The 24939-nt window shown below is 62.0% G+C and carries 25 protein-coding genes; 6 read left to right on the forward strand and 19 right to left on the reverse strand.

Annotated elements, in window-relative coordinates:
• The first annotated feature begins 238 nt into the window (after positions 1-238).
• Positions 239-850 carry a GNAT family N-acetyltransferase gene (locus tag ACIQUG_RS16205; RefSeq protein WP_043619883.1) on the forward strand — a complete coding sequence of 204 codons (612 nt, stop codon included), beginning with the start codon at positions 239-241 and terminating at the stop codon, positions 848-850.
• Complete coding sequence (locus tag ACIQUG_RS16210) at positions 850-3759, forward strand: EAL domain-containing protein (RefSeq protein WP_043619881.1); 2910 nt, start codon at positions 850-852, stop codon at positions 3757-3759. Before ACIQUG_RS16205 ends, ACIQUG_RS16210 begins: the two co-directional genes overlap by 1 nt.
• Before the next feature lie 115 nt (positions 3760-3874).
• Here ACIQUG_RS16210 and ACIQUG_RS16215 read toward each other — a convergent pair whose 3' ends face one another.
• Complete coding sequence (locus ACIQUG_RS16215; RefSeq protein WP_043619926.1) at positions 3875-4480, reverse strand: YqgE/AlgH family protein; 606 nt, start codon at positions 4478-4480, stop codon at positions 3875-3877.
• A 196-nt stretch (positions 4481-4676) separates the two neighbouring features.
• On the opposite strand from ACIQUG_RS16215, the gene ACIQUG_RS16220 reads away from it, so the two are divergent.
• Both ACIQUG_RS16220 and ACIQUG_RS16225 read left to right on the forward strand, forming a co-directional pair.
• Positions 4677-5492 (forward strand): protein-disulfide reductase DsbD domain-containing protein, encoded by an 816-nt coding sequence (locus ACIQUG_RS16220; protein WP_402323176.1) that lies wholly within the window; start codon positions 4677-4679, stop codon positions 5490-5492.
• Positions 5493-5565: 73 nt separating this feature from the next.
• The gene (locus ACIQUG_RS16225; protein ID WP_034801256.1) at positions 5566-6051 is read left to right on the forward strand and encodes a peroxiredoxin; all 486 of its coding nucleotides are present in this window, start codon (positions 5566-5568) and stop codon (positions 6049-6051) included.
• Between the two features lie 49 nt (positions 6052-6100).
• On the opposite strand, the gene rnhA is transcribed toward ACIQUG_RS16225, so the two are convergent.
• From rnhA to coxB, 13 genes are all read right to left on the reverse strand, one after another.
• Positions 6101-6568, reverse strand: coding sequence for a ribonuclease HI (gene rnhA, locus ACIQUG_RS16230; protein ID WP_043619877.1), 468 nt, complete (start codon positions 6566-6568; stop codon positions 6101-6103).
• Entirely contained in the window at positions 6565-7545 is a 981-nt protein-coding gene (locus tag ACIQUG_RS16235) for a homoserine kinase (protein WP_192447576.1), read from the reverse strand. The genes rnhA and ACIQUG_RS16235 overlap by 4 nt, the downstream gene beginning before the upstream one ends.
• 40 nt (positions 7546-7585) lie before the next feature.
• Positions 7586-8596 (reverse strand): 4-hydroxy-3-methylbut-2-enyl diphosphate reductase, encoded by a 1011-nt coding sequence (ispH, locus tag ACIQUG_RS16240; RefSeq protein ID WP_402323177.1) that lies wholly within the window; start codon positions 8594-8596, stop codon positions 7586-7588.
• A 3-nt stretch (positions 8597-8599) separates the two neighbouring features.
• Entirely contained in the window at positions 8600-8965 is a 366-nt protein-coding gene (locus tag ACIQUG_RS16245) for a DUF1304 domain-containing protein (protein ID WP_402323178.1), read from the reverse strand.
• A gap of 53 nt (positions 8966-9018) precedes the next feature.
• The gene (locus ACIQUG_RS16250; RefSeq protein WP_402323179.1) at positions 9019-9786 is read right to left on the reverse strand and encodes an SURF1 family protein; all 768 of its coding nucleotides are present in this window, start codon (positions 9784-9786) and stop codon (positions 9019-9021) included.
• On the reverse strand, positions 9755-10138 hold the full coding sequence (locus ACIQUG_RS16255) for a DUF983 domain-containing protein (protein WP_402323180.1): 384 nt from the start codon (positions 10136-10138) through the stop codon (positions 9755-9757). The genes ACIQUG_RS16250 and ACIQUG_RS16255 overlap by 32 nt, the downstream gene beginning before the upstream one ends.
• The gene (locus ACIQUG_RS16260; protein WP_402323181.1) at positions 10135-10617 is read right to left on the reverse strand and encodes a murein L,D-transpeptidase family protein; all 483 of its coding nucleotides are present in this window, start codon (positions 10615-10617) and stop codon (positions 10135-10137) included. Before ACIQUG_RS16260 ends, ACIQUG_RS16255 begins: the two co-directional genes overlap by 4 nt.
• A gap of 101 nt (positions 10618-10718) precedes the next feature.
• Positions 10719-11597, reverse strand: coding sequence for a cytochrome c oxidase subunit 3 (locus ACIQUG_RS16265; RefSeq protein ID WP_043619866.1), 879 nt, complete (start codon positions 11595-11597; stop codon positions 10719-10721).
• A gap of 64 nt (positions 11598-11661) precedes the next feature.
• Positions 11662-12255: a cytochrome c oxidase assembly protein gene (locus ACIQUG_RS16270; protein ID WP_402323182.1), complete on the reverse strand. Its 594-nt coding sequence runs from the start codon at positions 12253-12255 to the stop codon at positions 11662-11664.
• An 11-nt stretch (positions 12256-12266) separates the two neighbouring features.
• Positions 12267-12407: a hypothetical protein gene (locus ACIQUG_RS16275; protein WP_402323183.1), complete on the reverse strand. Its 141-nt coding sequence runs from the start codon at positions 12405-12407 to the stop codon at positions 12267-12269.
• Positions 12407-13363: a heme o synthase gene (locus ACIQUG_RS16280; protein ID WP_192447583.1), complete on the reverse strand. Its 957-nt coding sequence runs from the start codon at positions 13361-13363 to the stop codon at positions 12407-12409. The genes ACIQUG_RS16275 and ACIQUG_RS16280 overlap by 1 nt, the downstream gene beginning before the upstream one ends.
• A gap of 98 nt (positions 13364-13461) precedes the next feature.
• Positions 13462-15150, reverse strand: a complete 1689-nt coding sequence (gene ctaD, locus ACIQUG_RS16285) for a cytochrome c oxidase subunit I (protein WP_043619858.1) — start codon at positions 15148-15150, stop codon at positions 13462-13464.
• A gap of 20 nt (positions 15151-15170) precedes the next feature.
• Positions 15171-16052 (reverse strand): cytochrome c oxidase subunit II, encoded by an 882-nt coding sequence (gene coxB / locus ACIQUG_RS16290; protein WP_043619856.1) that lies wholly within the window; start codon positions 16050-16052, stop codon positions 15171-15173.
• A gap of 366 nt (positions 16053-16418) precedes the next feature.
• Between coxB and ACIQUG_RS16295 the strand changes: the two genes are divergently transcribed.
• Positions 16419-16949: an invasion associated locus B family protein gene (locus ACIQUG_RS16295; RefSeq protein ID WP_034801218.1), complete on the forward strand. Its 531-nt coding sequence runs from the start codon at positions 16419-16421 to the stop codon at positions 16947-16949.
• A gap of 124 nt (positions 16950-17073) precedes the next feature.
• Here ACIQUG_RS16295 and ribB read toward each other — a convergent pair whose 3' ends face one another.
• From ribB to ACIQUG_RS16310, 3 genes are all read right to left on the reverse strand, one after another.
• On the reverse strand, positions 17074-18174 hold the full coding sequence (ribB, locus tag ACIQUG_RS16300; protein WP_043619854.1) for a 3,4-dihydroxy-2-butanone-4-phosphate synthase: 1101 nt from the start codon (positions 18172-18174) through the stop codon (positions 17074-17076).
• A gap of 39 nt (positions 18175-18213) precedes the next feature.
• Positions 18214-19311, reverse strand: a complete 1098-nt coding sequence (aroC, locus tag ACIQUG_RS16305; RefSeq protein WP_402323184.1) for a chorismate synthase — start codon at positions 19309-19311, stop codon at positions 18214-18216.
• Positions 19312-19543: 232 nt separating this feature from the next.
• Positions 19544-22723, reverse strand: a complete 3180-nt coding sequence (locus ACIQUG_RS16310; RefSeq protein WP_402323185.1) for an EAL domain-containing protein — start codon at positions 22721-22723, stop codon at positions 19544-19546.
• A 295-nt stretch (positions 22724-23018) separates the two neighbouring features.
• Between ACIQUG_RS16310 and ACIQUG_RS16315 the strand changes: the two genes are divergently transcribed.
• A complete protein-coding gene (locus tag ACIQUG_RS16315) occupies positions 23019-23279 on the forward strand; it encodes a DUF1344 domain-containing protein (RefSeq protein WP_043619849.1) in 261 nt (86 codons plus the stop codon).
• A gap of 145 nt (positions 23280-23424) precedes the next feature.
• On the opposite strand, the gene ACIQUG_RS16320 is transcribed toward ACIQUG_RS16315, so the two are convergent.
• Complete coding sequence (locus ACIQUG_RS16320) at positions 23425-24009, reverse strand: histidine phosphatase family protein (RefSeq protein WP_402323186.1); 585 nt, start codon at positions 24007-24009, stop codon at positions 23425-23427.
• A 46-nt stretch (positions 24010-24055) separates the two neighbouring features.
• A complete protein-coding gene (fabI, locus tag ACIQUG_RS16325; RefSeq protein ID WP_043619845.1) occupies positions 24056-24874 on the reverse strand; it encodes an enoyl-ACP reductase FabI in 819 nt (272 codons plus the stop codon).
• Positions 24875-24939: the final 65 nt, after the last annotated feature.

A 24939-nucleotide genomic window follows, 5' to 3' on the forward strand; every position in this document is an offset into this window, starting at 1 on the left:
AGCAATATCGCACGGGAGGCGCTTTCAAGCGCCGCCCGGAAACTGCGTTCGGCCAGCCGGCGCGCCGCGGATGACGACAGCGTGTAAGAATGGTGAAGTCTTTGCAGCTTTTCGCAAAATCGGATTCGATTTGCGCGCAAAGTTGTGCAACGTTTCGATTTGTGACGGCGCAAAGGCGTGCCGTCGGGCGGATGGTACAAGGTCCTCGCGCGTAAACGGAACGGCCTCGGAGGCAGCTATGACACGATCGGTTTTTCGGTTCCTGTCGCGGCAGCCGGAGACGATCGAAATCGCCGACCAGAATTACCTGCTCCGCCTCCCCCGCTACTCCGATTACCGCCAGTGGTATCAGCTCAGAAGCGACAGCCGCACCTTCCTGGAGCCGTGGGAGCCGACCTGGCGCACCGACGAAATGACCGAGAGCGCCTTTCGCAGCCGGGTCATCCGCAACGAACAGGAATATGCCTCCGGCCAGGCGGTGCCGCTCTTCCTTTTCCACAAGCCAGGCGAGGTCCTGCTCGGCGGACTGACCATCGGCCACATTCGCCGCGGCGCCGGGCAAAACTGCATGATCGGCTACTGGATGGGCGCGCGCCACGCCGGCAAAGGCCACATGTTTGCGGCCCTCAAGCTCGCGATCCCCTACATCTTTTCGACCCTTGAGTTGCACCGTATTGAAGCAGCCTGTATTCCGGACAACTCAAGAAGCATCCGGCTCCTTGAAAAGGCCGGTTTTGAGCGTGAAGGCTATTTAAGACAGTACTTGAGAATCAACGGCCAGTGGCGAGACCATCTGCTCTTTTCTCTCCTGTCCGACGATGCCGTACCGAACAGGAATATGCCCCTTTGATGCCTCTAGCCCGCTCGCCCTTCGCCTGGTCAGCCTCCAAGCTGGCAGCGTTTCTGATAACGCTCACGACGATTTTCTGTGCGCTCGGCGGCGCGGCCCAGGCTTTGGAGCCGGTCAAGATTTCGCGTGAAGACACGGCGCTCGACCTGACGGCGACGACCGAAATCTATAGCGGCCGCAACGAAGCCTTTCAGGTTTCGACAGCACCCGGCACCGACGGCATCGTGCGACGAATCGAAGTGCGCTCCAACAGCGAAGGCCACCAGGGCGACTGGGCGGTGTTCGCGCTCGCCAACGTTTCGGCCGAACAGCTCGAGCGCGTGATCGTCGCGCCGCATTTCCGACTGGTGAATTCCAAGCTCTTCTGGCCGGACCTCGGCTCCAAGCGCATGCTCTCGATCACGCCGAGCGAAGGCTCCGCGCTCACCCGCGAACCGAGCGACGAGGCGGACGTCTTCCGCGTCTCGCTGGCGCCGGGCGTCATCATCACCTTCGTCGCCGAGCTGGCGACACCGGACCTGCCGCAAATCTACCTCTGGGAGCCGGACTCCTACAAGGACACGGTCAACGCCTTCACGCTTTATCGCGGCATTGTGCTCGGCATTGCCGGCCTGCTTGCGGTGTTCCTGACCATCCTCTTCGTCGTCAAGGGCACCTCGATGCTGCCGGCGACGGCGGCACTTGCCTGGGCCGTGCTTGCCTATATCTGCGTCGACTTCGGCTTCCTGTCGAAGCTCATCAGCGTGACCGCGGGGGACGAGCGAATATGGCGAGCGGGCACCGAGGTCTTCCTCGCGGCCGGCCTCGTGATCTTCCTGTTCACCTACCTCAATCTCAACCGCTGGCACCAGCATCTGGGCTACGCCACGCTCGCCTGGATCCTCGGCCTCGGTCTGCTCTTCGGCGTCGCCGTCTACGATCCGGCGATCGCGGCCGGCATCGCCCGTCTTTCCTTTGCGCTGACGGGCACCGTCGGCATCGTGCTGATCGCCTATCTCGGCTTCAACCGCTACGACCGCGCAATCCTGCTCGTTCCCGCCTGGCTGCTGATCCTCGTCTGGCTGTTCGGCGCCTGGCTGACGGTCACCGGCCAGCTCGCCAACGACATCGTGCAGCCGGCGCTCGGCGGCGGTCTCGTGCTGATCGTGCTCCTGATCGGCTTCACCGTCATGCAGCATGCCGTTGCCGGCAGCGGCTACCAGCAGGGCCTGTTCTCCGATCTCGAGCGCCAGTCGCTGGCCCTCACCGGATCCGGCGACACCGTCTGGGACTGGGACGTCGCGCGCGACCGTGTGGTGACCATGCCCGATATCTCGACCCAGCTCGGCCTGTCGCTCGGAAGCATGCACGGACCCTTGCGCAACTGGCTGCCACGGCTGCATCCCGACGATCGCGACCGCTTCCGCGCCACGCTCGACGTGCTCCTCGAGCGCCGCCGCGGCAAGCTCAATCATGAATTCCGCGTGCGCGCCGAGGACGGCCACTATCACTGGCTCTCGATCCGCGCCCGCCCTGTGCTTGGCGCCAACGGCGAAATCATCCGCTGCGTCGGCACGATCATCGACATCACCGAACAGCGCAATTCCGTCGAACGGCTGCTGCACAACGCGCTTCTCGACAATCTGACCGGCCTTCCGAACCGTCAGGTCTTCCTCGACCGGCTGCAGGCGATGCTCTTGATGGCCGACGGCAGCAATTCCGTGCGCCCGACGGTGCTTGCGATCGACATCGACCGCTACAAGCAGGTCAACGATCTCTTGGGCATCGCCGCCGGCGACAACATCCTGATCGCACTGACGCGGCGCCTGCGCCGGCTGCTGCGCCCGCAGGACACGCTGGCTCGTCTCGGCGGCGACCAGTTCGGCCTGATCCTGATGTCCGAGCGCGATCCCGCCAAGGTTGCCGATTTCGCCGACGCGGTGAGCAAGGCAATCATGGTGCCGCTCAATTACGGCAACCGCGAAATCAACCTCACCGCATCCATCGGGCTCGTCTCGTGGCTCGACCAGGAACAGAGTGCGGCCGGGCTTCTCGATGATGCCGAGCTCGCTATGTTCAGGGCCAAGAAGGAAGGCGGCAACCGCGTCGAGCCGTTCCGCCCGGCCTTCCGCACCTCCGGTTCGGACCGCATGCAGCTCGAAGCCGACCTCAAGAAGGCAATCGAGCGCAAGGAACTTTCGCTCGTCTACCAGCCGATCGTGCGGCTGAACGATGCCGAGATCGCCGGCTTCGAGGCCCTGATGCGCTGGGATCACCCCAAGCGCGGCAATATCTCGCCGACCGAGTTCATCCCGATCGCCGAGAATTCCGACCTCATCAACCAGCTCGGCATGTTCGCCTTCGATCGGGCAACGAGCGACCTGACGGAATGGCAGTTGCAGACCGGCGACCTGCCGATCTTCGTCTCGATCAATCTTTCGAGCGCGCAGTTGCTCAACAACGAGCTTTATGACGACGTCCGCGCCATCCTCACCAAGAACCGCTGCGATCCGGGCAAGGTGAAGATGGAGCTGACGGAATCGCTTGTGATGGAAAATCCGGAGCAGGCCCGCCTCGTCCTCGAAAAGCTGAAAGAGGCCGGTCTCAAGCTCGCGCTCGACGACTTCGGCACGGGCCACTCGTCGCTCTCCTACCTCACCCGCTTCCCCTTCGACACGATCAAGATCGACAAGGCGCTGGTGCGTGATCCGAGCGACAAGCGCGGCATCCTCTTGCGCTCCGTCATCACCATGGCGCGCGAACTCGACATGCAAGTGGTGGCCGAGGGCATCGAATCCGAGGATGACGCGATCCAGTTGTCGCAGATGGGCTGCGACTACGGACAGAGCTTCCTCTTCGGTCCGCCGATCGGCTCGGAATCGATCCAGCGACTGCTGAAGGAACGTTTTCCGCTGATGAAGCGGGCGTAATCGCCAAGGCGACGCTGCTCAGCACGCAGACCAACGTCTTAAGGCCCGTCGGTAACAATCCGGCGGGCTTTTCGTTTCTGCGGCAAGGATCTGGAAGAGAGCGGCATGCCGCCAATCAGGCGTGGCCGGCATCCATGGAGAGCATCGCGGCCGAAACACCCATCAGCGCCAGCGCCCGATCGTATTTGTCGTCGAGCGCCTTGTCGAAGATCAGCTCGTCGCGTGCCGGGCATGTGAGCCAGCCGTTCTGGGTGATTTCCGCTTCCAGCTGCCCCGGTCCCCACCCAGCGTAGCCGAGCATCATCGTCGCGCGCACGGGCCCCTGCCCACGCGAAATGGCACGGACGATGTCGAGCGTCGCCGTCAGGCAGATATCGTCGCTGACGGGAATGCTGGAGTCGCTCAAATAGTCGTCGGAATGCAGCACGAAGCCGCGCCCGGTTTCGACCGGACCGCCCGCCTGGATCTGGAAATCCCGTGTTACCTGGGGAAGCCGGATCGCCTCATCCTCATCGAGAAGATCGAGGTGAAGCAGCACGTCCGGGAAGGTCAGCTGTTGCGGCCGGTTGAGAATGAAGCCCATGGCTCCATCGTCCGAATGGGCGCAGATGAAGATGACCGTGCGGGCGAAATTGGCGTCAAACATCCCGGGCATGGCGATCAGGAACTGACCGTCAAGAAAGCCTCGCTCGCGTCTCTTTTGCGCCATCGGAGTAGCCATCATGCGAACAGCCTATCAATTCGCCGCGAAATGAAAAGCGCCTCAGCGTCGCGGCCCATAATTATTGCACGCACGGCGTTCACTTCGCCGTGTCCGATCAAGCAATTATGATCATTGCTTCCGTCGCAGCGTCTGGAGCGGTTTTGGCAAAAGCGATATTGCTTGCCGTATGATCCAGTGCTTCACACACCAGAAAATGGCCCAGTTCATCGGCGCGGCAAGCCTGGCTGGCTGTTTTTTTCTCCCCTTCGGCGCCAACGCGGCCACCAGCGAGTGGGTCACCTCCCCCGGCGGCATGATCCGTCTGGTCGCCGCCCAGCCCAAAGAGGACGGCACGATCCCGGCAACACTGGAGGTCAAGCTCAACCCTGGTTGGAAGACCTATTGGCGCGAACCCGGCGCAAGCGGCATTCCCCCGCAGGTGACGCTCGACCCGAAAGGCGGCGTGGAGCTGGAAAAGATCGGCTTCCCGGTGCCGAAGACCTTCGACGACGGCGTCGTGCGCTATATCGGCTATGACAAGCCGGTCGCCTTCCCGCTGACGTTGAAGAGCCTCCACGGCAGCGGCGACGTAACCATTCGCGCCTCCGTTTTCCTCGGCATCTGCGAGGACATCTGCATCCCGGTGCAGGGCGAGCTCACGCTTGCCATCAAGCAAGGCGGCTTCGACAATCCGCTCGACGGCGCGCGGATCGACGATGCCGTGGCTGCACTGCCGGAGGCGCCGTCCACGGATTTCGCAGTCACCGCGAGCCGCTACGACGCCGACAAGGCGATGATGCATCTGTCGGTTCGCCTACCCGCCGACGACAAGGATCCGGAAGTCTTCCTCGCAGGGCCTTCGGGCATTTCGTTCGGCAAGCCCGAGATCCAGCCTGCCGGCGACAGGGCGTTGAACGCAGCCGTTCCGGTGAGGCTCACGGGCAAGGACAGGGAACTCAAAGGCAAGCCGATCGTTTTGACTGTGCGCGCCCAGGGCCGCAGCATGGAGACGACCCTTGCCTTTGATTAGGGCGCATCTATAGTCCGCCGAGTTCTCCGACGAGTGCGGAGAAGCGAGACGCAAGCAACGCAAGGAGAGTGCCGTGACCATTGCCGTCGGAGACAAGCTGCCAGCCGCAACCTTCAAGGAAAAGACCGCCGACGGTCCCGTCGAGGTCACCACCGATCAGCTCTTTGCGGGCAAGCGCGTCGTGCTCTTCGCCGTCCCGGGCGCATTCACGCCCACCTGCTCGCTTAACCACCTGCCCGGCTATCTCGAAAACCGCGACGCGATCCTTGCCCGCGGCGTCGACGACATCGCCGTCGTCTCGGTCAACGACCTGCATGTGATGGGCGCCTGGGCAACCACCTCGGGCGGCATGGGCAAGATCCACTTCCTCTCGGACTGGAACGCCGCCTTCACCAAGGCGCTCGGCATGGATATCGACCTGTCGGCCGGCACGCTCGGTGTGCGCTCCAAGCGCTATTCGATGCTGGTCGAAGACGGCGTGGTAAAGTCGCTCAATCTTGAGGAAAGCCCCGGCCAGGCGACCGTTTCGGGCGCTGCCGCGATGCTCGAGCAGCTCTGAGCACAGAAGAAGCAAGTGCACATGGAAACGGGCCTCAACGGCCCGTTTTTCATTTCACCAGAAGCGAGCCCAAGCCACGTTTCTTCTTGTAGGGTTCCATGCCCTTGCGCGCGAGTTCGTCGGCGCGCTCGTTCTCCGGATGACCGGCATGGCCCTTGACCCAGTGCCAGGTCACCTTGTGCCGCCGGTTGGCCTCGTCCAGCCGCTGCCAGAGTTCGCCGTTCTTCACCGGCTTCTTGTCCGCGGTCTTCCAGCCGTTCTTCTTCCAGCCGTGGATCCACTTGGAGATGCCGTCCATCACATATTTGCTGTCGGTGTAGAGATCGACCTCGCAGGCGCTCTTCAGCGCGTCGAGCGCCGAGATCGCCGCCAGCAGCTCCATGCGGTTGTTGGTGGTTTCGGCCTCACCGCCGGAGAGTTCCTTTTCCACCTCGCCGTAGCGCAGGACAGCGCCCCAGCCGCCCGGACCCGGATTGCCCGAGCAGGCACCGTCGGTAAAGATATCGATATGTTTCATGCCTGGCCTCCGTCGCGGCGCAGGCCGTATTCGGCGCTGGACGCAATCGCGCGGTGGAAGCGGATCTTCGTCAGATATTCGAGCGGATCCTTCTTGACCACGAGCGCGCCCGCAGGCGTCATCAGCCAATCGTAGAGGCGCGTCAGGAAGAAGCGCAGCGCTGAGCCGCGGCAGAGCAGCGGCAGGGCGTCGACCTCGGCCGGCGTCAGCTTGCGCACGCTCTCATAGCCCGAAAGCATCGCCATGCCCTTTGTGATGTTATAGGAGCCGTTCTTCTCGAAGCACCAGGAATTGAGGCAGACGGCGACATCGTAGGCGAGATAGTCGTTGCAGGCGAAATAGAAGTCGATGAGCCCGGACAGTTGGTCGCCGAGGAAGAAGACGTTGTCCGGGAAGAGATCGGCGTGGATGACGCCTTCCGGCAGCGATTTCGGCCAATGGCGCTCCAGATGTTCGAGCTCGGCCGAGATCTCGTCCTTGAGCCCTGCCTGAACCTCGTCGGCGCGCGCTTCGGAATTCACCCAGAGCGGCCGCCAGCCGCCGACGGAAAGCGCATTGGTGCGCTTCAGCGCGAAACCCTCGCCGGCGACGTGCATGGCCGCCAGCGCCTTGCCCACTTCGTGGCAGTGCCTGGCTTCGGGCTTTCTCAGCCACATGCCCTCGAGGAAGGAGATGACGGCGGCAGGGCGACCCGAGAGCTCGCCGAGCAGCTCGCCGTCGGAACGCGGTAGCGGCAGCGGGCAGGACAGGCCGCGCTCGGCCAGATGATGCATGAGGCCCAGGAAGAACGGCAGGTCGCCGGCATTCACGCGCTTTTCGTAGAGCGTGAGGATGTAGGAGCCCTTGGTCGTGTGCAGCAGGAAATTGGAGTTCTCTACGCCCTCTGCGATCCCCTTGTAGGAGGTCAGCTGGCCGACGTCATAGGCGGTGAGAAAACGGGCGAGATCGTCTTCCGTGATATCGGTGTAAACGGCCAAGGGTGTCCACTCTCAAGAAAATGCGGGCAGGAAATGCGGCTTATTCGCCGTTGACGAAGGCCATGTCGGCAGCCGTCAGCGGCACGTGGCGGATCTCGCGGTTGACGAGGAAGTTCTCGTTTTCCTCGACCGTATCGGCGAGTTCCACCGAAGCGTCGTAGCGTTCGCGAAACGCCTCGATGATCTCGTTGACGATCACTTCCGGCGCAGACGCACCGGCCGACAGGCCCACCGTAGAGATATCGCCGATTTCATCCCAGTCGATTTCCGACGCCCGCTGGACCAGCACGGATTTTTTCGCGCCGGCTCTCAGCGCCACTTCGACGAGGCGCTTGGAATTGGACGAGTTGGGGGCGCCGACGACGAGGAACAGGTCGCAGCCGGGGGCTGCCTGCTTTACCGCTTCCTGGCGGTTGGTGGTGGCGTAGCAGATCGAATCGGCGGCGGGCGCCGTGAGGTTCGGAAAACGCTCGTGCAGCCGCTTGATGACGCCGGCGGTATCGTCGACCGATAGCGTCGTCTGGGTGACGAAACCGAGGTTGTTCGGGTCCGGCGGTTGGTAGACGTCGGCATCCTCGACCGTCTCGACCAGCGATACCGTGCCTTCCGGCAATTGGCCCATGGTGCCGATCACTTCCGGATGGCCGGCATGACCGATCAGGACGACGTGGCGGCCGAGGCGATTGTGGCGCATCGCCTGCTTGTGGACCTTGGAGACCAGTGGACAGGTGGCGTCGAGATAGAACAGGTTGCGGGCATCCGCGTCGGCGGGCACCGACTTCGGCACGCCGTGCGCCGAAAAGACGACCGGCTGTTTGCGGTGTTCCGGCGGGATCTCGTCGAGCTCTTCAACGAAGATCGCACCCTTGGCTTCGAGGCCTTCGACGACGTAGCGATTGTGGACGATCTCATGGCGGACATAGACCGGCGCGCCAAATTCCTTCAGCGCCAGGACGACGATCTGGATCGCGCGGTCGACGCCGGCGCAGAAGCCGCGCGGGCCGCAAAGGCGGATGGTGATCGGGGATTTTTCTGCCGCTGATGATGCCATGGATCAGGATGCCATTAGGAGGAAAACGAGCGCTGCGATCGCCGGGCCGCCCTGGATGAGGAGGATACGCGGCTTGACCGACCACGCGCCATATATAGCGGCAACGACCACGCACACAAGGAAGAACACCTTCAGCTGGATGGCAAAGGCGGCTTCGGCCTGGATCAACGACCAGAACAGGCCGGCGGCAAGAAAGCCGTTGTAGAGCCCCTGGTTGGCCGCGAGCACCCGTGTCGTCTCGGCCTGCTCGGCCGTCATCCGGAACACGGCTCTTCCCTTCGGCCCGGTCCAAAGGAACATTTCCAGCACCAGGAAACCGATATGCAGCAATCCGTTCAAAGCAATCAGTGTGTTCGCGATGATCGTCACGTTGCCTCCGCTGCCGTTCGTCACGCACGGTTAGCATGACGGTAAACCCGCGGCTATCGCCCGCGCCGCATTGCATAGATGCCGCTGACCAGCACCAGAGCCGCTGCCAGCCCATACCACGTCAGCGCATATTGCAGGTGGTTGTTGGGCAGGTCGAACTGGGTCACACCGCCAATCGGCAGACCGCCCGGATTGGGCGTTGCATCGGCATCGACGAACAGCGGCACGACCTTGTCGGCGGGAAGGCCGACCGAAGACGCCATCGTGTCGAGGTCCTTCCAGTAGAAGATGTTCTTTGCGAGGTCGTTGTCGGGAACGAGCGACGACGGCTTGCCGTCAAGCTTCGGCCTTGCAATACCATGAATGCCGACAAAGGCGGGAAGCTCGCCGGCAAGCCGGGTCGAGGAATCCTTCTGCTCGAAAGGCACGAAACCGCGATTGACGAAGAGAAAGCGGCCGTCGTCCAACCGTAGCGGCGTGAAGACGTAATAGCCGGTGCGGCCATTGAACGTCGCGAAGAAATGCCGCTCCTTGCTATGGTCGAACCCGCCAGTCACCGTGACGGTGCGGTAGTCGATGTCGCCGCCATCGGCGAGGATCTTCTCGATCTCGGCAAGTGTCGCCGGTGGTGCAGACCTGCGCTCGGCCATGGCCGAAAGCAGGCCTTCCTTCCAGTGCAACCGCTGCATCTGCCAGGTGCCGAGCGAGACGAGAATGGCAAACGTCGCGGCGAGCAGCAGCAACGTGCCGATCCGACCGATGAGGCCGCCCTTTTTCCTGGTCGCGATCTCAGCCACGGTCGATCTCGCCCGGACGCGCATTGTTGCGGAATTGCAGGTTGATCAGGATGCCCTTGAGCATCCGCGTCAGGCCGAGGCTGAAGATCACCGCAAGCGGGATCCACAGGATGAAGTGTAGCCAGAGCGGTGGGTTGAAGTTGACCTCAGCCCAAAGCGCCGCGCCGACGACAATGAAGCCGACGATCAGGATCACGAACACGACAGGGCCATCGCCGGCATCGGCGAACTTGTAGTCGAGTTCACAGCTCGCGCAGGACGGCTTGACCTTCAGAAACCCGTCGAAAAGCTTGCCCTGGCCGCAGCGCGGGCAAAGCCCCTTGATCCCGGTCATCACCGGGTCAACCGGCGGGAAATGTGCCTTGTCTTCACTCACGGCTTGATCTCGATTGGCGTGTTGTTGGGCACCATGGCCCAGATTTCTTCCATTTCGGCATTGGTAACGGCAATGCAGCCATTCGTCCAATCGAAGCGCTGCGTCAAAAAGGCCAGCCAGCCGAAATAATTGGGCTGGCCATGGATCATGATCATGCCGCCGGGATCGACGCCGCTTGCGGCGGCGGCAGAGACATCGGCCGGCGCCGGATAGGAGACGTGGATGTAGTAGCCGCTGCCGGGATTGCGCCAGTCGAGCGAATAGAGCCCTTCCGGCGTCTTCTGGTCGCCCTCCTGGCGCTTGTGGCCAATGGGGCTGCCGCCGAGCGCAACCGTGTATTCACGGATCACCTGGTCCCCTTGGAAGAGCTGCAACAGCCGCCGTTCCTTGTGCACGACCACTCTGTCCGCGCTATCGGCGGCCACGGCGGGCAAACAGCCGGATACCACAAGCGCCGCCGCCACCAAGCCCAACCTCATTTCCGTCACCCCTCGAGCCACTCTTCGGGCACACCACCAAAAGAACAAGGCGGCTGCATGACTGCAACCGCCTTGTCGAAACGAGCGTAGGCTCGATTCGCTTACATGTGAGCGACAGGCGCGCCCCAACCACCCCAGATGTAGATGGAGAAGAAGAGGAACAGCCAGACGACATCAACGAAGTGCCAGTACCAGGCGGCCGCCTCGAAACCGAAGTGCTGCTTCGGCGTGAAATCGCCACGCAGCGCACGGATCAGGCAGACGAGCAGGAAGATCGTGCCGACCAGGACGTGGAAGCCGTGGAAGCCGGTCGCCATGAAGAAGGTCGCGCCGTAGATCGAGTCCTTGAAGGCGAACGGAGCGTGAGCATATTCGTAAGCCTGGACGTAGGAGAACAGTACGCCGAGCGCGACCGTCAGCGCCAGACCGTTGACCAGGCCCTTGCGGTCGTTGTGCAGCAGCGCGTGGTGCGCCCAGGTCACCGTCGTGCCCGACAGAAGCAGGATGACGGTGTTGTAGAGCGGCAGGTGCCAGGGATCGAGAACCTCGATGCCCTTCGGCGGCCATACGCCGCCGGTGAAGGCGGTGCGGGTTGCCTGGATGGCTTCGCCCGGGAACAGGCTGGCATCGAAATAAGCCCAGAACCAGGCGACGAAGAACATCACTTCCGAAGCGATGAACATGATCATGCCGTAGCGCAGGTGCAGGGCAACGACGCGCGTGTGGTGACCTTCGTGGGCTTCCTTCACCGTGTCCGACCACCAGCCGTACATGGTGTAGAGAACGATGATGAGGCCTGCGAGCAGAATCCAGACGTTTGCGAACTCGAGGCCGAAGATCTTCAGCGAGCTGCCCGACAGATAGCGCATGTAGCAGATGCCGCCGAACGCCATGACGAAGGCGCCGATCGAGGCAAGCAGCGGCCAGGGGCTTGGGTCAATGATGTGGTAGTCGTGATTCTTCTGATGCGCACCGGCCATGTCAGTAATCCCCGAAATGTCTCTCTCTCGTCGCCCTTCCGGCATAGCCGAAAAGGACCTCCATTCAAAGTTTGTTCTCTTCCGTCTTCACCTGAGCGACCGGCTTTGACGGTTCGCGCGGATAGAAGGTGTAGGAAAGCGTCAACGTCTTGATGTCCTTGGTCTCCACCGCCTTGACCATGTCCGGATCGACGAAGAATACCACTGGCATCTCCATCTCCTCTCCCGGCTGCAAGGTCGTCTCGGTGAAGCAGAAGCACTGTACCTTGTTGAAGTAGGCGCCCGCCTGCATCGGCGTGACGTTGAAGGTCGCCTGACCCGTCGTCGGCTTCGACGACAGATTTTTCGCCTTGTACATCACCTGCACCGTTTCACCGATGCGGATGTCGATGTCGCGCTGGACCGGCTTGAACTCCCAGGGCAGGCCGCCCGAGGTGTTCGCGTCGAAGGTGACCCTCACCTTTTCGTCCAGGATGACGTCGGACGCCTGCTCGACGCGCTGCGTCGTGCCGTTGTAGCCGGTGACGCGGCAGAACATGTCGTAAAGCGGCACGGCCGCATAGGCCATGCCGACCATGCCGCCAACGAAGGCCAGGCAAGTGCCGACGACGACGCGGTTGGAGCGCTGCGAGCTTGTGGTCTGCGGTGAATTCGTCATGCCATCCCGCCTCAGTTGACCATGCCGTTGCCGAACTTGATCAGCGTGACGATGTAGAACAGGATGACGAGGCCGAAGAGGACGAAGCCGAGCGCGATGTTGCGGCCGCGGCGCGATTTCTTCTGGGCATCAGTGAGCTTGACGGTTTCCATCAGGCAATACTCCCGGCATTCAGCCAGATATTGACGATCAGGTGATCCGCCATCAGGGCGGAGAAGATCACGAAAAGATACATGATCGAGAAGGCAAAAAGTTTCTTGGCCGGCAGCATGCGCTCGTCCGTCTCCGGCATGCGCAAGACGCCGATCGAGTACCACACGAAGCCGAGGCCGAGAGCCGCTGCGACTGCGCCGTAACCGATGCTCGCAAAACCGAGCAAGGTGGGACAGATGCCGATCAGCGCGGTCAGCACGGCGTAGATGACGATCTGCTTCTTGGTGGTCGCCTGGCCGCAGACATTCGGCATCATCGGCACACCGACGGCGCCGTAGTCGCCCATCTTGAAGAGGGCGAGCGCCCAGAAGTGCGCCGGGGTCCACAGGAAGGTGATAAGAAAGAGAACGATGCTTTCGACCGACACGGCGCCGGTCACGCAGGCCCAGCCGATCATCGGCGGGAAAGCGCCGGCAGCACCGCCGATGACGATGTTCTGCGGCGTCGAGCGCTTCAGCCACATCGTGTAGATGACCACGTAGAAGAAGATGGTGAAAGCGAGCAACCCGGCTGCGAGCCAATTGACGGCGAGCCCGAGGATGATCACGGAAAAGGCAGACAGCGTCAGACCGAAAGCCAGCGCTTCCTGCGGCAGGATCTTGCCGGCCGGGATCGGGCGCTTGGCGGTACGGGTCATGACCGCGTCGATGTCGGCGTCATACCACATGTTCAGCGCGCCGGACGCGCCAGCGCCGACGGCGATGCACAGGATGGCGATGAAACCGATGAAAGGATTGATGTGTCCTGGTGCGAGCACCAGCCCGGCGAACGCCGTGAAGACGACCAGGGACATGACACGCGGCTTCAGAAGCTCGAAGTAATCGCGCGCAGAGGCTTCGGAGAGGCGCGGTACGCCTTCCATGCCTACTGCTTCGTGATTGTCGATGACCGTCATGTCTTGTCCCTGCAAAAGTCCCGGCCGCAAGGGCCGTGTGTTGCCGGTTTCCCGGCGGGGTGAAGCCGCCGGAACCGGCGGCTTCTGTTCGTTGCCCGTCACTTGATGCGCGGGAGCTGTTCCCACTGGTGGAACGGCGGCGGCGAAGACAGCTGCCATTCCAAAGTGTTCGCACCCTCGCCCCACGGATTGTCGCCAGCGACGCGCTTCTTTGCGAAGGCTTCGAAGACGCCGAAGAGGAAGATCAGGACGCCGACGGCTGCGACGTAGGAGCCGTAGGACGAAACCATGTTCCAGCCGGCATAGGCATCCGGATAGTCGATGTAACGGCGCGGCATGCCTGCGAGGCCGAGGAAGTGCTGCGGGAAGAAGATCAGGTTCACGCCGATGAACATGACCCAGAAGTGCAGCTTGCCGACGAACTCGGAGTACATGTAGCCGGTCATCTTCGGGAACCAGTAGTACCAGGCCGCGAAGATTGCGAAGACGGCGCCGAGCGACAGAACGTAGTGGAAGTGAGCAACCACGTAGTAGGTGTCGTGCAGCGAGCGGTCGAGGCCGGCGTTGGCGAGCTGAACGCCCGTAACGCCACCGACGGTGAACAGGAAGATGAAGCCGATCGCCCAGACCATCGGGGTCGTGAAGCGGATCGAACCACCCCACATCGTCGCGATCCACGAGAAGATCTTAACGCCGGTCGGGACAGCGATGACCATCGTCGCGAAGACGAAGTAGCGCTGCGTGTCGAGCGACATGCCGACGGTGTACATGTGGTGTGCCCACACGATGAAGCCGACGGCGCCGATCGCGACCATGGCGTAGGCCATGCCGAGGTAGCCGAAGATCGGCTTACGCGAGAAGGTGGAAACGATGTGGCTGACGATGCCGAAGCCCGGCAGGATCAGGATGTACACTTCCGGGTGACCGAAGAACCAGAACAGGTGCTGGAACAGGATCGGGTCGCCGCCGCCTTCAGGCGCGAAGAAGGCCGTGCCGAAGTTGCGGTCGGTGAGCAGCATGGTGATGCCGCCTGCCAGAACCGGCAGCGAGAGCAGAAGCAGGAACGCGGTGATCAGAACCGACCAGGCAAAGAGCGGCATCTTGTGCAGCGTCATGCCCGGAGCGCGCATGTTCAGGATCGTGGTGATGAAGTTGATCGCACCGAGGATCGAGGACGCGCCGGCAATGTGCAGGCCGAGGATGACGAAGTCCATCGCCGGTCCTGGCATGCCCGATGTCGAGAATGGCGGATAGATCGTCCACCCTCCCCCTGCGCCATAGGCGCCGGCCGGACCTTCGACGAACATCGAAAGCAGCACGAGCAGGAAGGCCGGAATGATCAGCCAGAAGGAGATGTTGTTCATGCGCGGGAACGCCATGTCCGGCGCACCGATCATGATCGGAACCATCCAGTTGGCGAAGCCGCCGATCAGCGCCGGCATGACCATGAAGAAGATCATGATGAGCGCGTGCGCGGTCGTGAACACGTTGAACATGTGCTTGCCGCCGTCGATGGCAGCATCGCCCTCGAAGCCGTAAACCATCTGCGCCAGACCGTGGAAGATCTGGATGCCCGGCTCCTGGAGCTCGGCACGCATGAAGATGGACAGCGTGCCGCCGATGATGCCCGCGAAGATCGCGAAGATCAGGTAGAGCGTGCCGATGTCCTTGTGGTTGGTCGACAGGAACCAGCGCTGGAAGAAGCTCAAAGGCTTGTGCGCATGGTCTGCGTGGCCATGATCGGAGTGATCATGGCGTTGGTCTTGATGAACGGCTGTTCCAGCCATGGGTCGAGCTCCCCTTCCGATTACTGTGCGGCGTTAGCGGCGACGTCGACGGTCTTGGCCGAGTCGATGGACGCCATGAGCGCCTTGTTCGCATCGCCAACATTCGTTGCGGCGGCTGCGAGCCAGGTGTCGTATTTTTCCTGCGAAACCACGCGGATGGCGATCGGCATGTAAGCGTGGTCCTTACCGCAGAGCTCGGAACACTGGCCGTAGTAAAGACCTTCGCGCTCGGCCTTGAACCAGGTTTCGTTCAGGCGGCCGGGAACGGCGTCGATCTTCACGCCAAAGGCAGGCATTGCAAATGCATGGATCACGTCAGCAGCGGTGACGAGAACGCGAACCGTCTTGCCGACCGGCACGACGACTTCGTTGTCGACGGCGAGCAGGCGCGGATATTCTTTCTTGTCTTCCTTGCCGAGCGTCGCGCGGTCTTCTTCCTTCATCATGATGCTGTCGAAGGTGAGCGGGCTTTCGCCGACTTCATACTCGTAGGACCAGTACCACTGGTTGCCGGTCGCCTTGAGCGTCAGGTCCGGATTGGCCGGCGGCGTCAGCTGCGCGGTCAGGAGCTGGAAGGACGGGATCGCGAGGAAGAGAAGGATGACGACCGGACCGACGGTCCAGACGACTTCGATCGCGGTGTTGTGGCTGGTCTTGGACGGAACCGGGTTCGCGCTTTCGCGGAACTTGATCACAACGATGATCAAAAGGAGGAGAACGAAAAGTGTAATCGGAATGATGAACCACAGGGTATAATGTTCAAACCACGTGATTTCTTCCATGATGCCCGTAGCGGCCGACTGAAAGTTCGTCTGCCATTCGACAGGCTTGTCAGCAAAGGCGCTCGAAGCAAAAAGCAGACAGGCAAGCGCTGCCAGAACTGCATAAGCCTTGTTTTTCACAATGTGTCTCCCCAATGCGCTTGATCAGGATCAAACCGGAACGCAGAATCCCTGCGATACTGCTGCGCTTCAAACCACAGTTTGTCCGATGCCGCAACATCTGACCAATCAACCCCATGCGGCATTTTTGCACAAATGCTGCTTTTCACACAGGCACCCCTCGAAACCCGTGGCGAAACCACCTATAGGGGCTGTTCTGCGCGCTTGGCGATCCGATTGCACAGCGCTTTGACGGCGGCGCGCCGGATAGGGCGCCGAACCCGCCCAATTTCCGCCATATGGCGCTGGAATGTGCCCCGCAGGGCTTTTCATTTATTCCTGCGCACTTCAAGAATAGCCCTGATGATTCGACGTTTTGAGGTTTACATGGGCCTGCCCCTCTTTTCCCGACTGTCGGCCTTCGCCGCCTTCGGCCTTGCCGTTCTCGCTCTCCCGGCTCAGAGCCTGGCCCAGCAGCCCGCCGGAACACCCGGCACGGTCAAGTCCAACCATGGCGCGTGGTCGATCGTCTGCGATCAGCCGCCGGGCGCTTCCGCTGACCAGTGCGCGCTGATGCAAAACGTCATCGCCGAAGACCGGCCGGAAGTCGGCCTCTCGGTGGTCGTTCTGAAGACGGCGGATCGCAAGGCCAAGATCCTGCGTGTGCTCGCTCCGCTCGGCGTGCTTCTGCCGAACGGCCTCGGCCTCAACGTCGACGGCAAGGATATCGGCCGCGCCTATTTCGTGCGCTGCTTCTCCGACGGCTGCTACGCGGAAGTGGTGCTCGAGGACGAACTCCTGAAGACCTTCCGCTCCGGTGCAACCGCGACCTTCATCGTCTTCCAGTCGCCCGAGGAAGGCATCGGCATTCCCGTCGACCTCAAGGGCTTTGGCGAAGGCTACGACGCGCTGCCCTGATCGGCGACATATTCAAAGACAAACAAAGAGCCGCGCTTCGAGCGCGGCTTTTTTGTTGGCGAGCATAAAAGACAAAGCCCGGATCGATGATCCGGGCTTGATACATCGCGGAGGCGACGCGTCTTTAAATGATGTCGGTCCCGACGATGTTGATGCCGAAGCCCTCGAGGCCGACATAGTGGCGTTCGCGCGAAGCGAGCAGCCTGATGGAACTGATGCCGAGATCCTTCAGGATCTGCGCGCCGAGGCCGATTTCCAGCCACTCGTTTTCACGGGCCTGCGCCTCGTCGTGGGCCTCGCGGTCGTGCTTGCCCTTGCGCGCTGTCTGCGACACGCCGACGCCAACCGAGCCTTCGCGCAGATAGACGATGACGCCCCTGCCCTCGTCGGCAATGCGCTTCATGATGCGGTCGATCTGGCAATCCTTGCCGAAGACGTCGGCGCCGACATTTTCGAGATGCAGGCGAACCGGGATGTCGACGCCGTCACGGATATCACCAAAGACGACGGCGAGATGCTGCATCGGATCCCAGGGCAGCGCATAGGAATGTCCCTTGGCCGCACCATAGGGCGTCTCGATATCGAAGGAACCGCCATGCTCGATCAGGGTTTCCTTGCGCTGGCGGTAGGCGATGAGGTCCGCGACAGACACCTGCTTCAGGCCATGGGTGTCGGCGAAGCTCGCCACCTGCGGCCCGCGCATCACCGTGCCGTCGTCATTGACGAGTTCGCAGATGACGCCGATCGGCGGCAGGCTGGCGAGCCTGCAGAGGTCGACGGCAGCTTCCGTGTGGCCAGAACGCATGAGAACGCCGCCTTCGCGCGCGACCAGCGGAAAGATGTGACCGGGGCGAACGAAATCCGTTGGACCGACATTGGGATTGGCGAGGTTGCGCACCGTCAGCGTGCGGTCGTCGGCGGAAATGCCGGTCGTCGTGCCGTGCTTGAAATCCACCGAGACGGTGAAGGCCGTCGTATGGGCGGAATCGTTTTCGGCCACCATGGCGTTGAGGTTCAGGCGCTTGGCCTCCTCACGCGGCATGGGCGTGCAGACGATCCCCGAGGTGTGGCGCACGATGAAGGCCATCTTTTCCGGCGTGCAATGCACCGCCGCGACGATCAGGTCGCCCTCGTTCTCGCGGCCGTCGTCATCGGTGACGACGACGATTTCGCCGGCCTCGAAAGCGCGGATGGCATCGACGACACGCTTCTGATCATAGGACATAGTGTTCTTCCCGAATTGTCTGGGCCGGTTGAAGCCGAATTACTTGAGGCGGCCGGTCTGGCCGCGGTCACGCAGGTAGTGATCCGCGATCGTGCAGGCAAGCATCGCCTCGCCGATCGGCACGGCACGGATGCCGACGCACGGATCGTGGCGCCCCTTGGTGCGCACGTCGACCTCGTTGCCGTCGCTGTCGACCGAGCGTCGCTCGGTGAGGATCGACGAGGTCGGCTTGATGGCGAAACGCGCGATCACCGGCTCACCGGTGGCGATGCCACCGAGAATACCGCCAGCATGGTTCGACAGGAAGACCGGCTTCCCATCGGCGCCGATACGCATCTCGTCGGCATTTTCCTCGCCGGTGATTTCGGCCGCACCGAAGCCGTTGCCGATCTCGACGCCCTTGACGGCGTTGATCGACATCAGGTTCGAGGCGATGTCCTGGTCGAGCTTGGCATAGATGGGCGCGCCAATGCCGGCGGGCACGCCTTCAGCAACCACTTCGACGACAGCGCCGATCGAGGATCCGCCCTTGCGGATCCCATCGAGATATTCCTCCCAGACCGGCACGATCTCCGGATCCGGCGCGAAGAAGGGGTTGTTGTCGACCTCGGCCCAATCCCAGTTGGCACGGTTGATCTTGTGCTTGCCGATCTGCACGAGTGCGCCGCGCACGACGAGCCCCGGCACGACCTTGCGGGCGATACCGCCAGCAGCCACACGTGCCGCCGTTTCGCGCGCCGACGAACGCCCGCCGCCGCGATAGTCGCGGATGCCGTATTTCAGATCGTAGGTGTAATCGGCGTGGCCGGGACGGTAGCGCTTGGCGATCTCGGAATAGTCCTTCGAGCGCTGGTCGGTGTTTTCGATCAGCATCGAGATCGGCGTTCCGGTCGAGATCATCGTCTCGCCGTCCTCGTCGAACATGACGCCCGAGAGAACCTTGACCAGATCGTCCTCGCGGCGCTGCGTCACGAAACGCGACTGGCCGGGTTTGCGCTTGTCGAGCCAGACCTGGAGCTCGGCGAGGGTGAAACGGATGCCGGGTGGGCAGCCGTCGATGACGCAGCCGAGCGCCGGCCCGTGGCTTTCGCCCCAGGTGGTAACGCGGAAGAGATGACCGAAAGTGTTATGCGACATGAAGGCAACCGACCCTAAGCAAGCAACGGCCGTACGTTTGTACGCGGATGCCCTCTCTTACTGCATAATTCCTCAAATCGATATCGATTTAAGGACAAAATTATGCAGCGCTTCAGAGTGCTACAGCGACCTTAGCGCGTCTTAAAAGACGCGCGGCGCTGTCGTGGAAAACCGAAGACGGGGAAAGCCGAAGACGGGGAAAGACTCTTGCGATCCAGCGCGACGTCCTCCGTCACGATGCCAGGCGCAGACCCCGCTCGGTTGCGAAGGCGAGAAACTTCTCGGAGCTCAAGGGCCTGGCGAAGGCGTAGCCCTGCAGCACGTCGCAGCCGAGGATGCCGAGCATTTCGGCATGCGCCATCGTCTCGACACCTTCGGCCACCGTCTCGATGTTGAGCGAGCGTGCGATCTCGATGATCGAGCGAACCAGCGCCTGTTCGCTGCGCGCGCTCAAGACCGGGACCACGAGCTGGCGGTCGATCTTCAGCCGCTTCGGCTTGATCTTCAACAGGCTGACGATCGAGGTGTGGCCGGTACCGAAATCGTCGACCTCGATGTCGATACCCAGTCGCTTGATACCCTCGATGTTGGTTGCGACGATATCGTCGCTCTCATCGAGGAAGATCGATTCCACCAGCTCGAAGCAGATCTGGCCGGGCGCAATGCTCAGGCCTTCAAGCGAAAGCAGCAGATCGTCGTCCTGAAGCCGCTTTGCCGAGACGTTGACCGAAATCTTGGGAACGCGCACGCCGGCGGCGGCCCAGCGCATCTGGTCCTTGAGGGCTTTCTCCAGTACCAGCCGGTCGAGCGCAGCCGTGACGTTGAGTTCGTCGGCGATCCCGAGGAAACGGTCCGGCGTCAGGATACCCTCGCGCGGATGCTTCCAACGCACCAGCGCCTCCACGCCGCAAAGCGCAAGCGAGGTCGCGTCGAATTGCGGCTGGTACCAGGGCTCGAATTCGTCCCGCTCGATGCCTTCGAGAATTTCATCGGCGATGCGTTTGGCGGTCACCACCTCCGCCTGCAACGTCTCGGTGAAGAACTGATAGCGGTTTCGGCCAGCTTCCTTGGCGCGATAGAGCGCGATGTCGGCGTTGACCAGCAGCTTACGCGCGTCGATTTCCGGGCCTTCTCCGACCGCGACACCGATGCTGACACCGAAGCGGCAGGGAAATCCGTTGTAATCGACCGGCTGCCGCATGGCGGCGATGATGCGGTCGCAGCGCGGCGCAAGTGCGGCCTCGCCGACAGCCCCGGTCACGGCCACCACGAATTCGTCGCCGCCGATGCGCGCGATGATATCGCCGGGCGAGGTGTTCGCCCTGAGGATCTCGGAGGCATGGACCAGCATGGCGTCGCCGGCGGCATGCCCGAGCGTATCGTTGATCTGCTTGAACCTGTCGAGGTCGATATGAAGGATGGCGATGTCTTCCCGATCACCGTCGGGCGACGACGTCAGGCGCTCCAGCGCCTTGTCGAGCATGCGGCGGTTGCCGAGCCCGGTCAGCGGATCGTGAAGCGCATTGTGCTCTATGCGCACACGCGCCTGCTCCAGCTCAGCATTCTTTGCATCTGCCATCGCCTTTGCCGCACGCAGCTGCTCGGTCATCACGACGTCGTCGGTGACGTCGAGCGCCATGCCCACGAACTTTCGCGCGCCGTCGGGCGCCACATGCAGCTTGCCAACGGAGCGGATGTGACGGACACCACCGGACAAAAGGACGACGCGAGCCTGATGGACATAGGTTTCGTTGGCGGCAATGGCGCGATTGACCGCCTCCAGAGCCGCTTCGCGATCATCGGGATGAAGCGTGGTAAGCCATATTTTTTCGTTTGTGGCCCCGTCGGAGTAGACCAGTCCGTAAAGCTGGTGCATGCGCTCGTCCCAATAGGCGACGTTCTTGTCGAGATCTGCCTCCCACATGCCGCAACGATAGGAATCGAGTGCCAGGTCGAGCCGGCGCGAAAGCAGTTCGAGATCCTGCTCGCGCTCGTAGAGCCCCTTCAGCGCCTGCTCGAGCTCATGGTTTTGCTGATCGACCTGCGCCTTGGCCGCGCTCAGCCGCTCATTTCTCGCCACATCGTCGCTGACGTCCCAACTGATGCCGGTGACCTTGGCGCGTCCGTCGGCGCCTCGGTAGCTAGATCCGACATTACGGATATGGCGCATCGTTCCGTCGGGCAGGATGACGCGATACTGCGACCGGTATTCCAGACCATCGTCCAGGCTGCGGAAGAGCGCGTTGGCGGCAATGCCGACATCATCGGGATGTACCGTGGCGCGCCACTCGTCATATGTCGGCTCGTCCAAATGAGCCTCCAGCCCGTGCAGGTGGAACATCCGATCGTCCCAGGAGCGCTGCTGGCTCTCGACGTCGATCTCCCAGATCCCGATCTTCGACGCGTCGAGCGCCAGGTTCAGGCGATGAGACAGCGTCATCACCTCCCCTTCCCGCGCCTTCAGCTTGGCGATGTTGCGCTGGCGCTCGTTGACGAGGCCACCGGCCAGGAGGATAGGGATGACCACCACCGTGACAGCGGCAACGATCGCCATCTGGATGAAGCTGCTGTTTTCGGGAAGCTGCTTCCATCCGCCGACCGGCATGGCCGCAAGCTCCCACACGCCGCCGGCGAGTTCCAGCCGACGCTTGACCGGCGCGGCGCGAAAGAGGGCGTCGTCGCCGTAGAACGCATCCTGTATGCGCTCCGGCTCGGAAATGTCGCGGATCGCCAGATGAACGTCGATGTGGCGGTGATCCCGGGCCAGCTCCGGCGCTTCGCCGCCCGACTCGAGCAGGCGTGCCGCGCGGTAAAGCGCCTTCTCGTCGAGTATGGCCTCGACATAGCCCCAACGCTCCATGCGGCCCTGGATCTTGGAGAAGACCGGCAGGAACAGTTCGAAACCATTGCGGCCACTCGGCAGCCGAATCGGGCCGATCATCACCGGCCTGACCGTCGAGGACGCGCGCTCGATGGCATGCCTTGTCGCGCCGAATCGGTTGAAGTCGCTGCCGACGAACCATTGCTGGCTCTCGCGCGGAAAGGCGATCCGCACCACGCCGCCGGGCGCTGCGGAAGCGCGCACCATCTGTGGGTTCTGCAGGAGGAGCTTCGTCGCCATGACAGTGAAGTCGTCTGACGTCATGGCCGGATGGACGCCGATGCTGTTGGCAAAACCGTTCAGCGCCGCAATGCTGGTATTAACCTCCGATTGCAGCCGGTTGGCAATGAGGTTCAGTTCGTTCTCGACGTCGATCCGAAGGTCGTTCTGGAAATTCTCACGATTTTGTCGCTCATAGACATGCCCGCCCGTGAAAACGACAAGGCCAGCGATCGCCGCCGGAATGAGCGACGGTTTCGCAAATCTGGCGGCGGCCCGAATGCGCTGGCGCAGAACGTCAATGATCTTCAATCTCTTCCCCTCGATCCCCAACCAAAGGTAGCGAGCGAGTCTTAAGATTGGCTTTCGTCACAATTCCTTGGCAAACCCTATAATTCATGGGGAAACCACCCCGCCGATACCCGGAGTTCGGCCCCTGCCCGCTTGAAAAATACGGTATCGCCGTCCAGTCTCCAGAGTTCGGATAGACCATCAAAAAAAGCGGGGCGTCCGGCCAAAAGCCACGCCGCAAGGCAATTTTTGCCACAATCGGGGATCAAAGGGAGTGACAAGAATGTTCGCAGAAACGTTGAAGAGGGCAAGAAGAATGCGTTTTGTTATTGCCGCACTCATGGCCACCGCAGGGCTGCTCTCCCCCTTGTCCGCCCTGGCCGAAAGCGCCGACGTTGAAGCTACCATTACGGGTGTTGATACCGATAGGCTGAGCCTGTCGCTTGACGACGGCAAGAACTACCAGGCGCCCGAGGAATTCAATTTCGAAGGCCTGAAGGCCGGCGTAAAAGTTCTCGTCTTCTACACGGAAGTGGACGGCAAGCGGGTCATCAACGACCTCGAAATCGTTCAATAACAAGGCGCGGCATTTCCTAGCGGCCACTGCACGGTTCGGACGAGCCGCTTTTCACATTTCTTGATATAGGTTTCTCGGATGCCCCGCACGCGGGCATCCATGTGAAGCGCATTGCGCGCCACCGCGCCAAACTACGCCCTAGGCTTCAGACCCAGCCGATGGCATTGCCGGAGATGCGCAGAAGGCGGTCCTGCGGGATCGCAGCGGTCGCGGCCTCCTCGGCTTCCATTTCCCCGAAAAGCTTGAACAGCACGCGAATGACGCCGCCATGACTGACGCAGACCGTCGGCGTCGTCACGTCCCTGAGCCAGGCGGCTATGCGCCAGGACAGGATTTCGTAGCTCTCGGCGTCCTCGCCGGGGGGAATGAAGTCCCACTTCACGGCGCGCCGTTCGGCGATCCGCTGTGGCGCCGAGCGCTTGAGTTCGGGCAGCGTGTGCCCTTCCCAATCGCCGAAGGAAACTTCCTTGAGCCGCTCGTCGGTGCGGTAGGCCTCCGGATCGAGCCCCATGGCCCGGCGGACACGCTCCATAGTCTCGCGGGTGCGGCCGAGCGGACTGGCGACGAAGTCGAAATGCCGGGCGTCGGCGCCGAGGATGCCCCCAAGCGCCACGCCGTTGCCGGTCGCCTGCTGGCGACCGAAGTCATTGAGAGGGATATCCTTCTGCCCCTGGAGCCGGCTTTCGGCGTTCCAGTCGGTCTGTCCGTGACGGATCACATAGATCAGCACAACATGTCTCCGGGCAGCAGCCTGCCGAATCCGACTTGCGGTTCGGTCAGTCCTTGATCACGGAGATATCGGGCGCGTCCACTGCCTTCATGCCGACGACATGGTAGCCGCTGTCGGCGTGGTGCACTTCACCGGTGACCGAGCGCGACAGGTCCGAAAGCATGTAGAGGCCGACGTCGCCGACTTCCTCGATGGTGACGGTGCGGCGCAGCGGCGCGTTGTACTCGTTCCACTTGAGGATATAGCGGAAGTCGCCGATGCCGGAGGCAGCCAGCGTCTTGATCGGGCCGGCAGAAATCGCGTTGACGCGGATGTTCTTCGGGCCGAGGTCGACAGCGAGGTACTTGACGCTTGCTTCGAGAGCAGCCTTGGCGACACCCATGACGTTGTAGTTCGGCATGACCTTCTCGGCGCCGTAATAGGTCAGCGTCAGCATCGAGCCGCCGTCCGTCATCAGCTTTTCAGCGCGACGGGCAACCGAGGTGAAGGAGTAGACCGAGATCTGCATCGTCTTGGCGAAGTTGTCGGCCGAGGTATCGACGTAGCGGCCGGTCAGTTCGTCCTTGTCGGAGAAGCCGATCGCGTGCACGACGAAATCGATCTTGCCCCACTGCTTCTCGAGCGTATCGAAGACGGCATCGATGGAGGCTTCGTCGCTGACGTCGCAATGGCCGGCCATGAAGCCGTCGATTTCCGCAAGCAGCGGCTCGACGCGCTTCTTCAGAGCGTCGCCCTGATAGGTCAACGCAACTTCACCACCCTGCGCGTGGATGGCCTTGGCAATGCCCCATGCGATGGAACGGTTGTTTGCAACGCCCATGATGACGCCGCGCTTGCCCTTCATCAGACCGGATGCCTGAGCCATGGTAAGTCCCCAATACTATTCCAGCATCGGCGGGCGCCGGTGCCAAAGATCAAAAATGTCAAAGA

This window comes from Ensifer sp. NPDC090286, from assembly GCF_044769565.1.
In the GTDB taxonomy this organism is placed as follows: Bacteria; Pseudomonadota; Alphaproteobacteria; order Rhizobiales; family Rhizobiaceae; genus Ensifer.

What these genes read in the sequence shown, in the direction of transcription:
- ACIQUG_RS16205 (WP_043619883.1), top strand. Translation starts at nt 239, where the DNA reads ATGACACGATCGGTTTTTCGGTTCCTGTCGCGGCAGCCGGAGACGATC.
- ACIQUG_RS16210 (WP_043619881.1), top strand. Translation starts at nt 850, where the DNA reads ATGCCTCTAGCCCGCTCGCCCTTCGCCTGGTCAGCCTCCAAGCTGGCA.
- ACIQUG_RS16215 (WP_043619926.1), bottom strand. Translation starts at nt 4,480, where the DNA reads ATGGCTACTCCGATGGCGCAAAAGAGACGCGAGCGAGGCTTTCTTGAC.
- ACIQUG_RS16220 (WP_402323176.1), top strand. Translation starts at nt 4,677, where the DNA reads ATGGCCCAGTTCATCGGCGCGGCAAGCCTGGCTGGCTGTTTTTTTCTC.
- rnhA (WP_043619877.1), bottom strand. Translation starts at nt 6,568, where the DNA reads ATGAAACATATCGATATCTTTACCGACGGTGCCTGCTCGGGCAATCCG.
- ispH (WP_402323177.1), bottom strand. Translation starts at nt 8,596, where the DNA reads ATGGCATCATCAGCGGCAGAAAAATCCCCGATCACCATCCGCCTTTGC.
- ACIQUG_RS16250 (WP_402323179.1), bottom strand. Translation starts at nt 9,786, where the DNA reads ATGCGCGTCCGGGCGAGATCGACCGTGGCTGAGATCGCGACCAGGAAA.
- ACIQUG_RS16260 (WP_402323181.1), bottom strand. Translation starts at nt 10,617, where the DNA reads ATGAGGTTGGGCTTGGTGGCGGCGGCGCTTGTGGTATCCGGCTGTTTG.
- ACIQUG_RS16265 (WP_043619866.1), bottom strand. Translation starts at nt 11,597, where the DNA reads ATGGCCGGTGCGCATCAGAAGAATCACGACTACCACATCATTGACCCA.
- ACIQUG_RS16270 (WP_402323182.1), bottom strand. Translation starts at nt 12,255, where the DNA reads ATGACGAATTCACCGCAGACCACAAGCTCGCAGCGCTCCAACCGCGTC.
- ACIQUG_RS16275 (WP_402323183.1), bottom strand. Translation starts at nt 12,407, where the DNA reads ATGGAAACCGTCAAGCTCACTGATGCCCAGAAGAAATCGCGCCGCGGC.
- ACIQUG_RS16280 (WP_192447583.1), bottom strand. Translation starts at nt 13,363, where the DNA reads ATGACGGTCATCGACAATCACGAAGCAGTAGGCATGGAAGGCGTACCG.
- ctaD (WP_043619858.1), bottom strand. Translation starts at nt 15,150, where the DNA reads ATGGCTGGAACAGCCGTTCATCAAGACCAACGCCATGATCACTCCGAT.
- ACIQUG_RS16295 (WP_034801218.1), top strand. Translation starts at nt 16,419, where the DNA reads ATGGGCCTGCCCCTCTTTTCCCGACTGTCGGCCTTCGCCGCCTTCGGC.
- ribB (WP_043619854.1), bottom strand. Translation starts at nt 18,174, where the DNA reads ATGTCCTATGATCAGAAGCGTGTCGTCGATGCCATCCGCGCTTTCGAG.
- aroC (WP_402323184.1), bottom strand. Translation starts at nt 19,311, where the DNA reads ATGTCGCATAACACTTTCGGTCATCTCTTCCGCGTTACCACCTGGGGC.
- ACIQUG_RS16315 (WP_043619849.1), top strand. Translation starts at nt 23,019, where the DNA reads ATGCGTTTTGTTATTGCCGCACTCATGGCCACCGCAGGGCTGCTCTCC.
- fabI (WP_043619845.1), bottom strand. Translation starts at nt 24,874, where the DNA reads ATGGCTCAGGCATCCGGTCTGATGAAGGGCAAGCGCGGCGTCATCATG.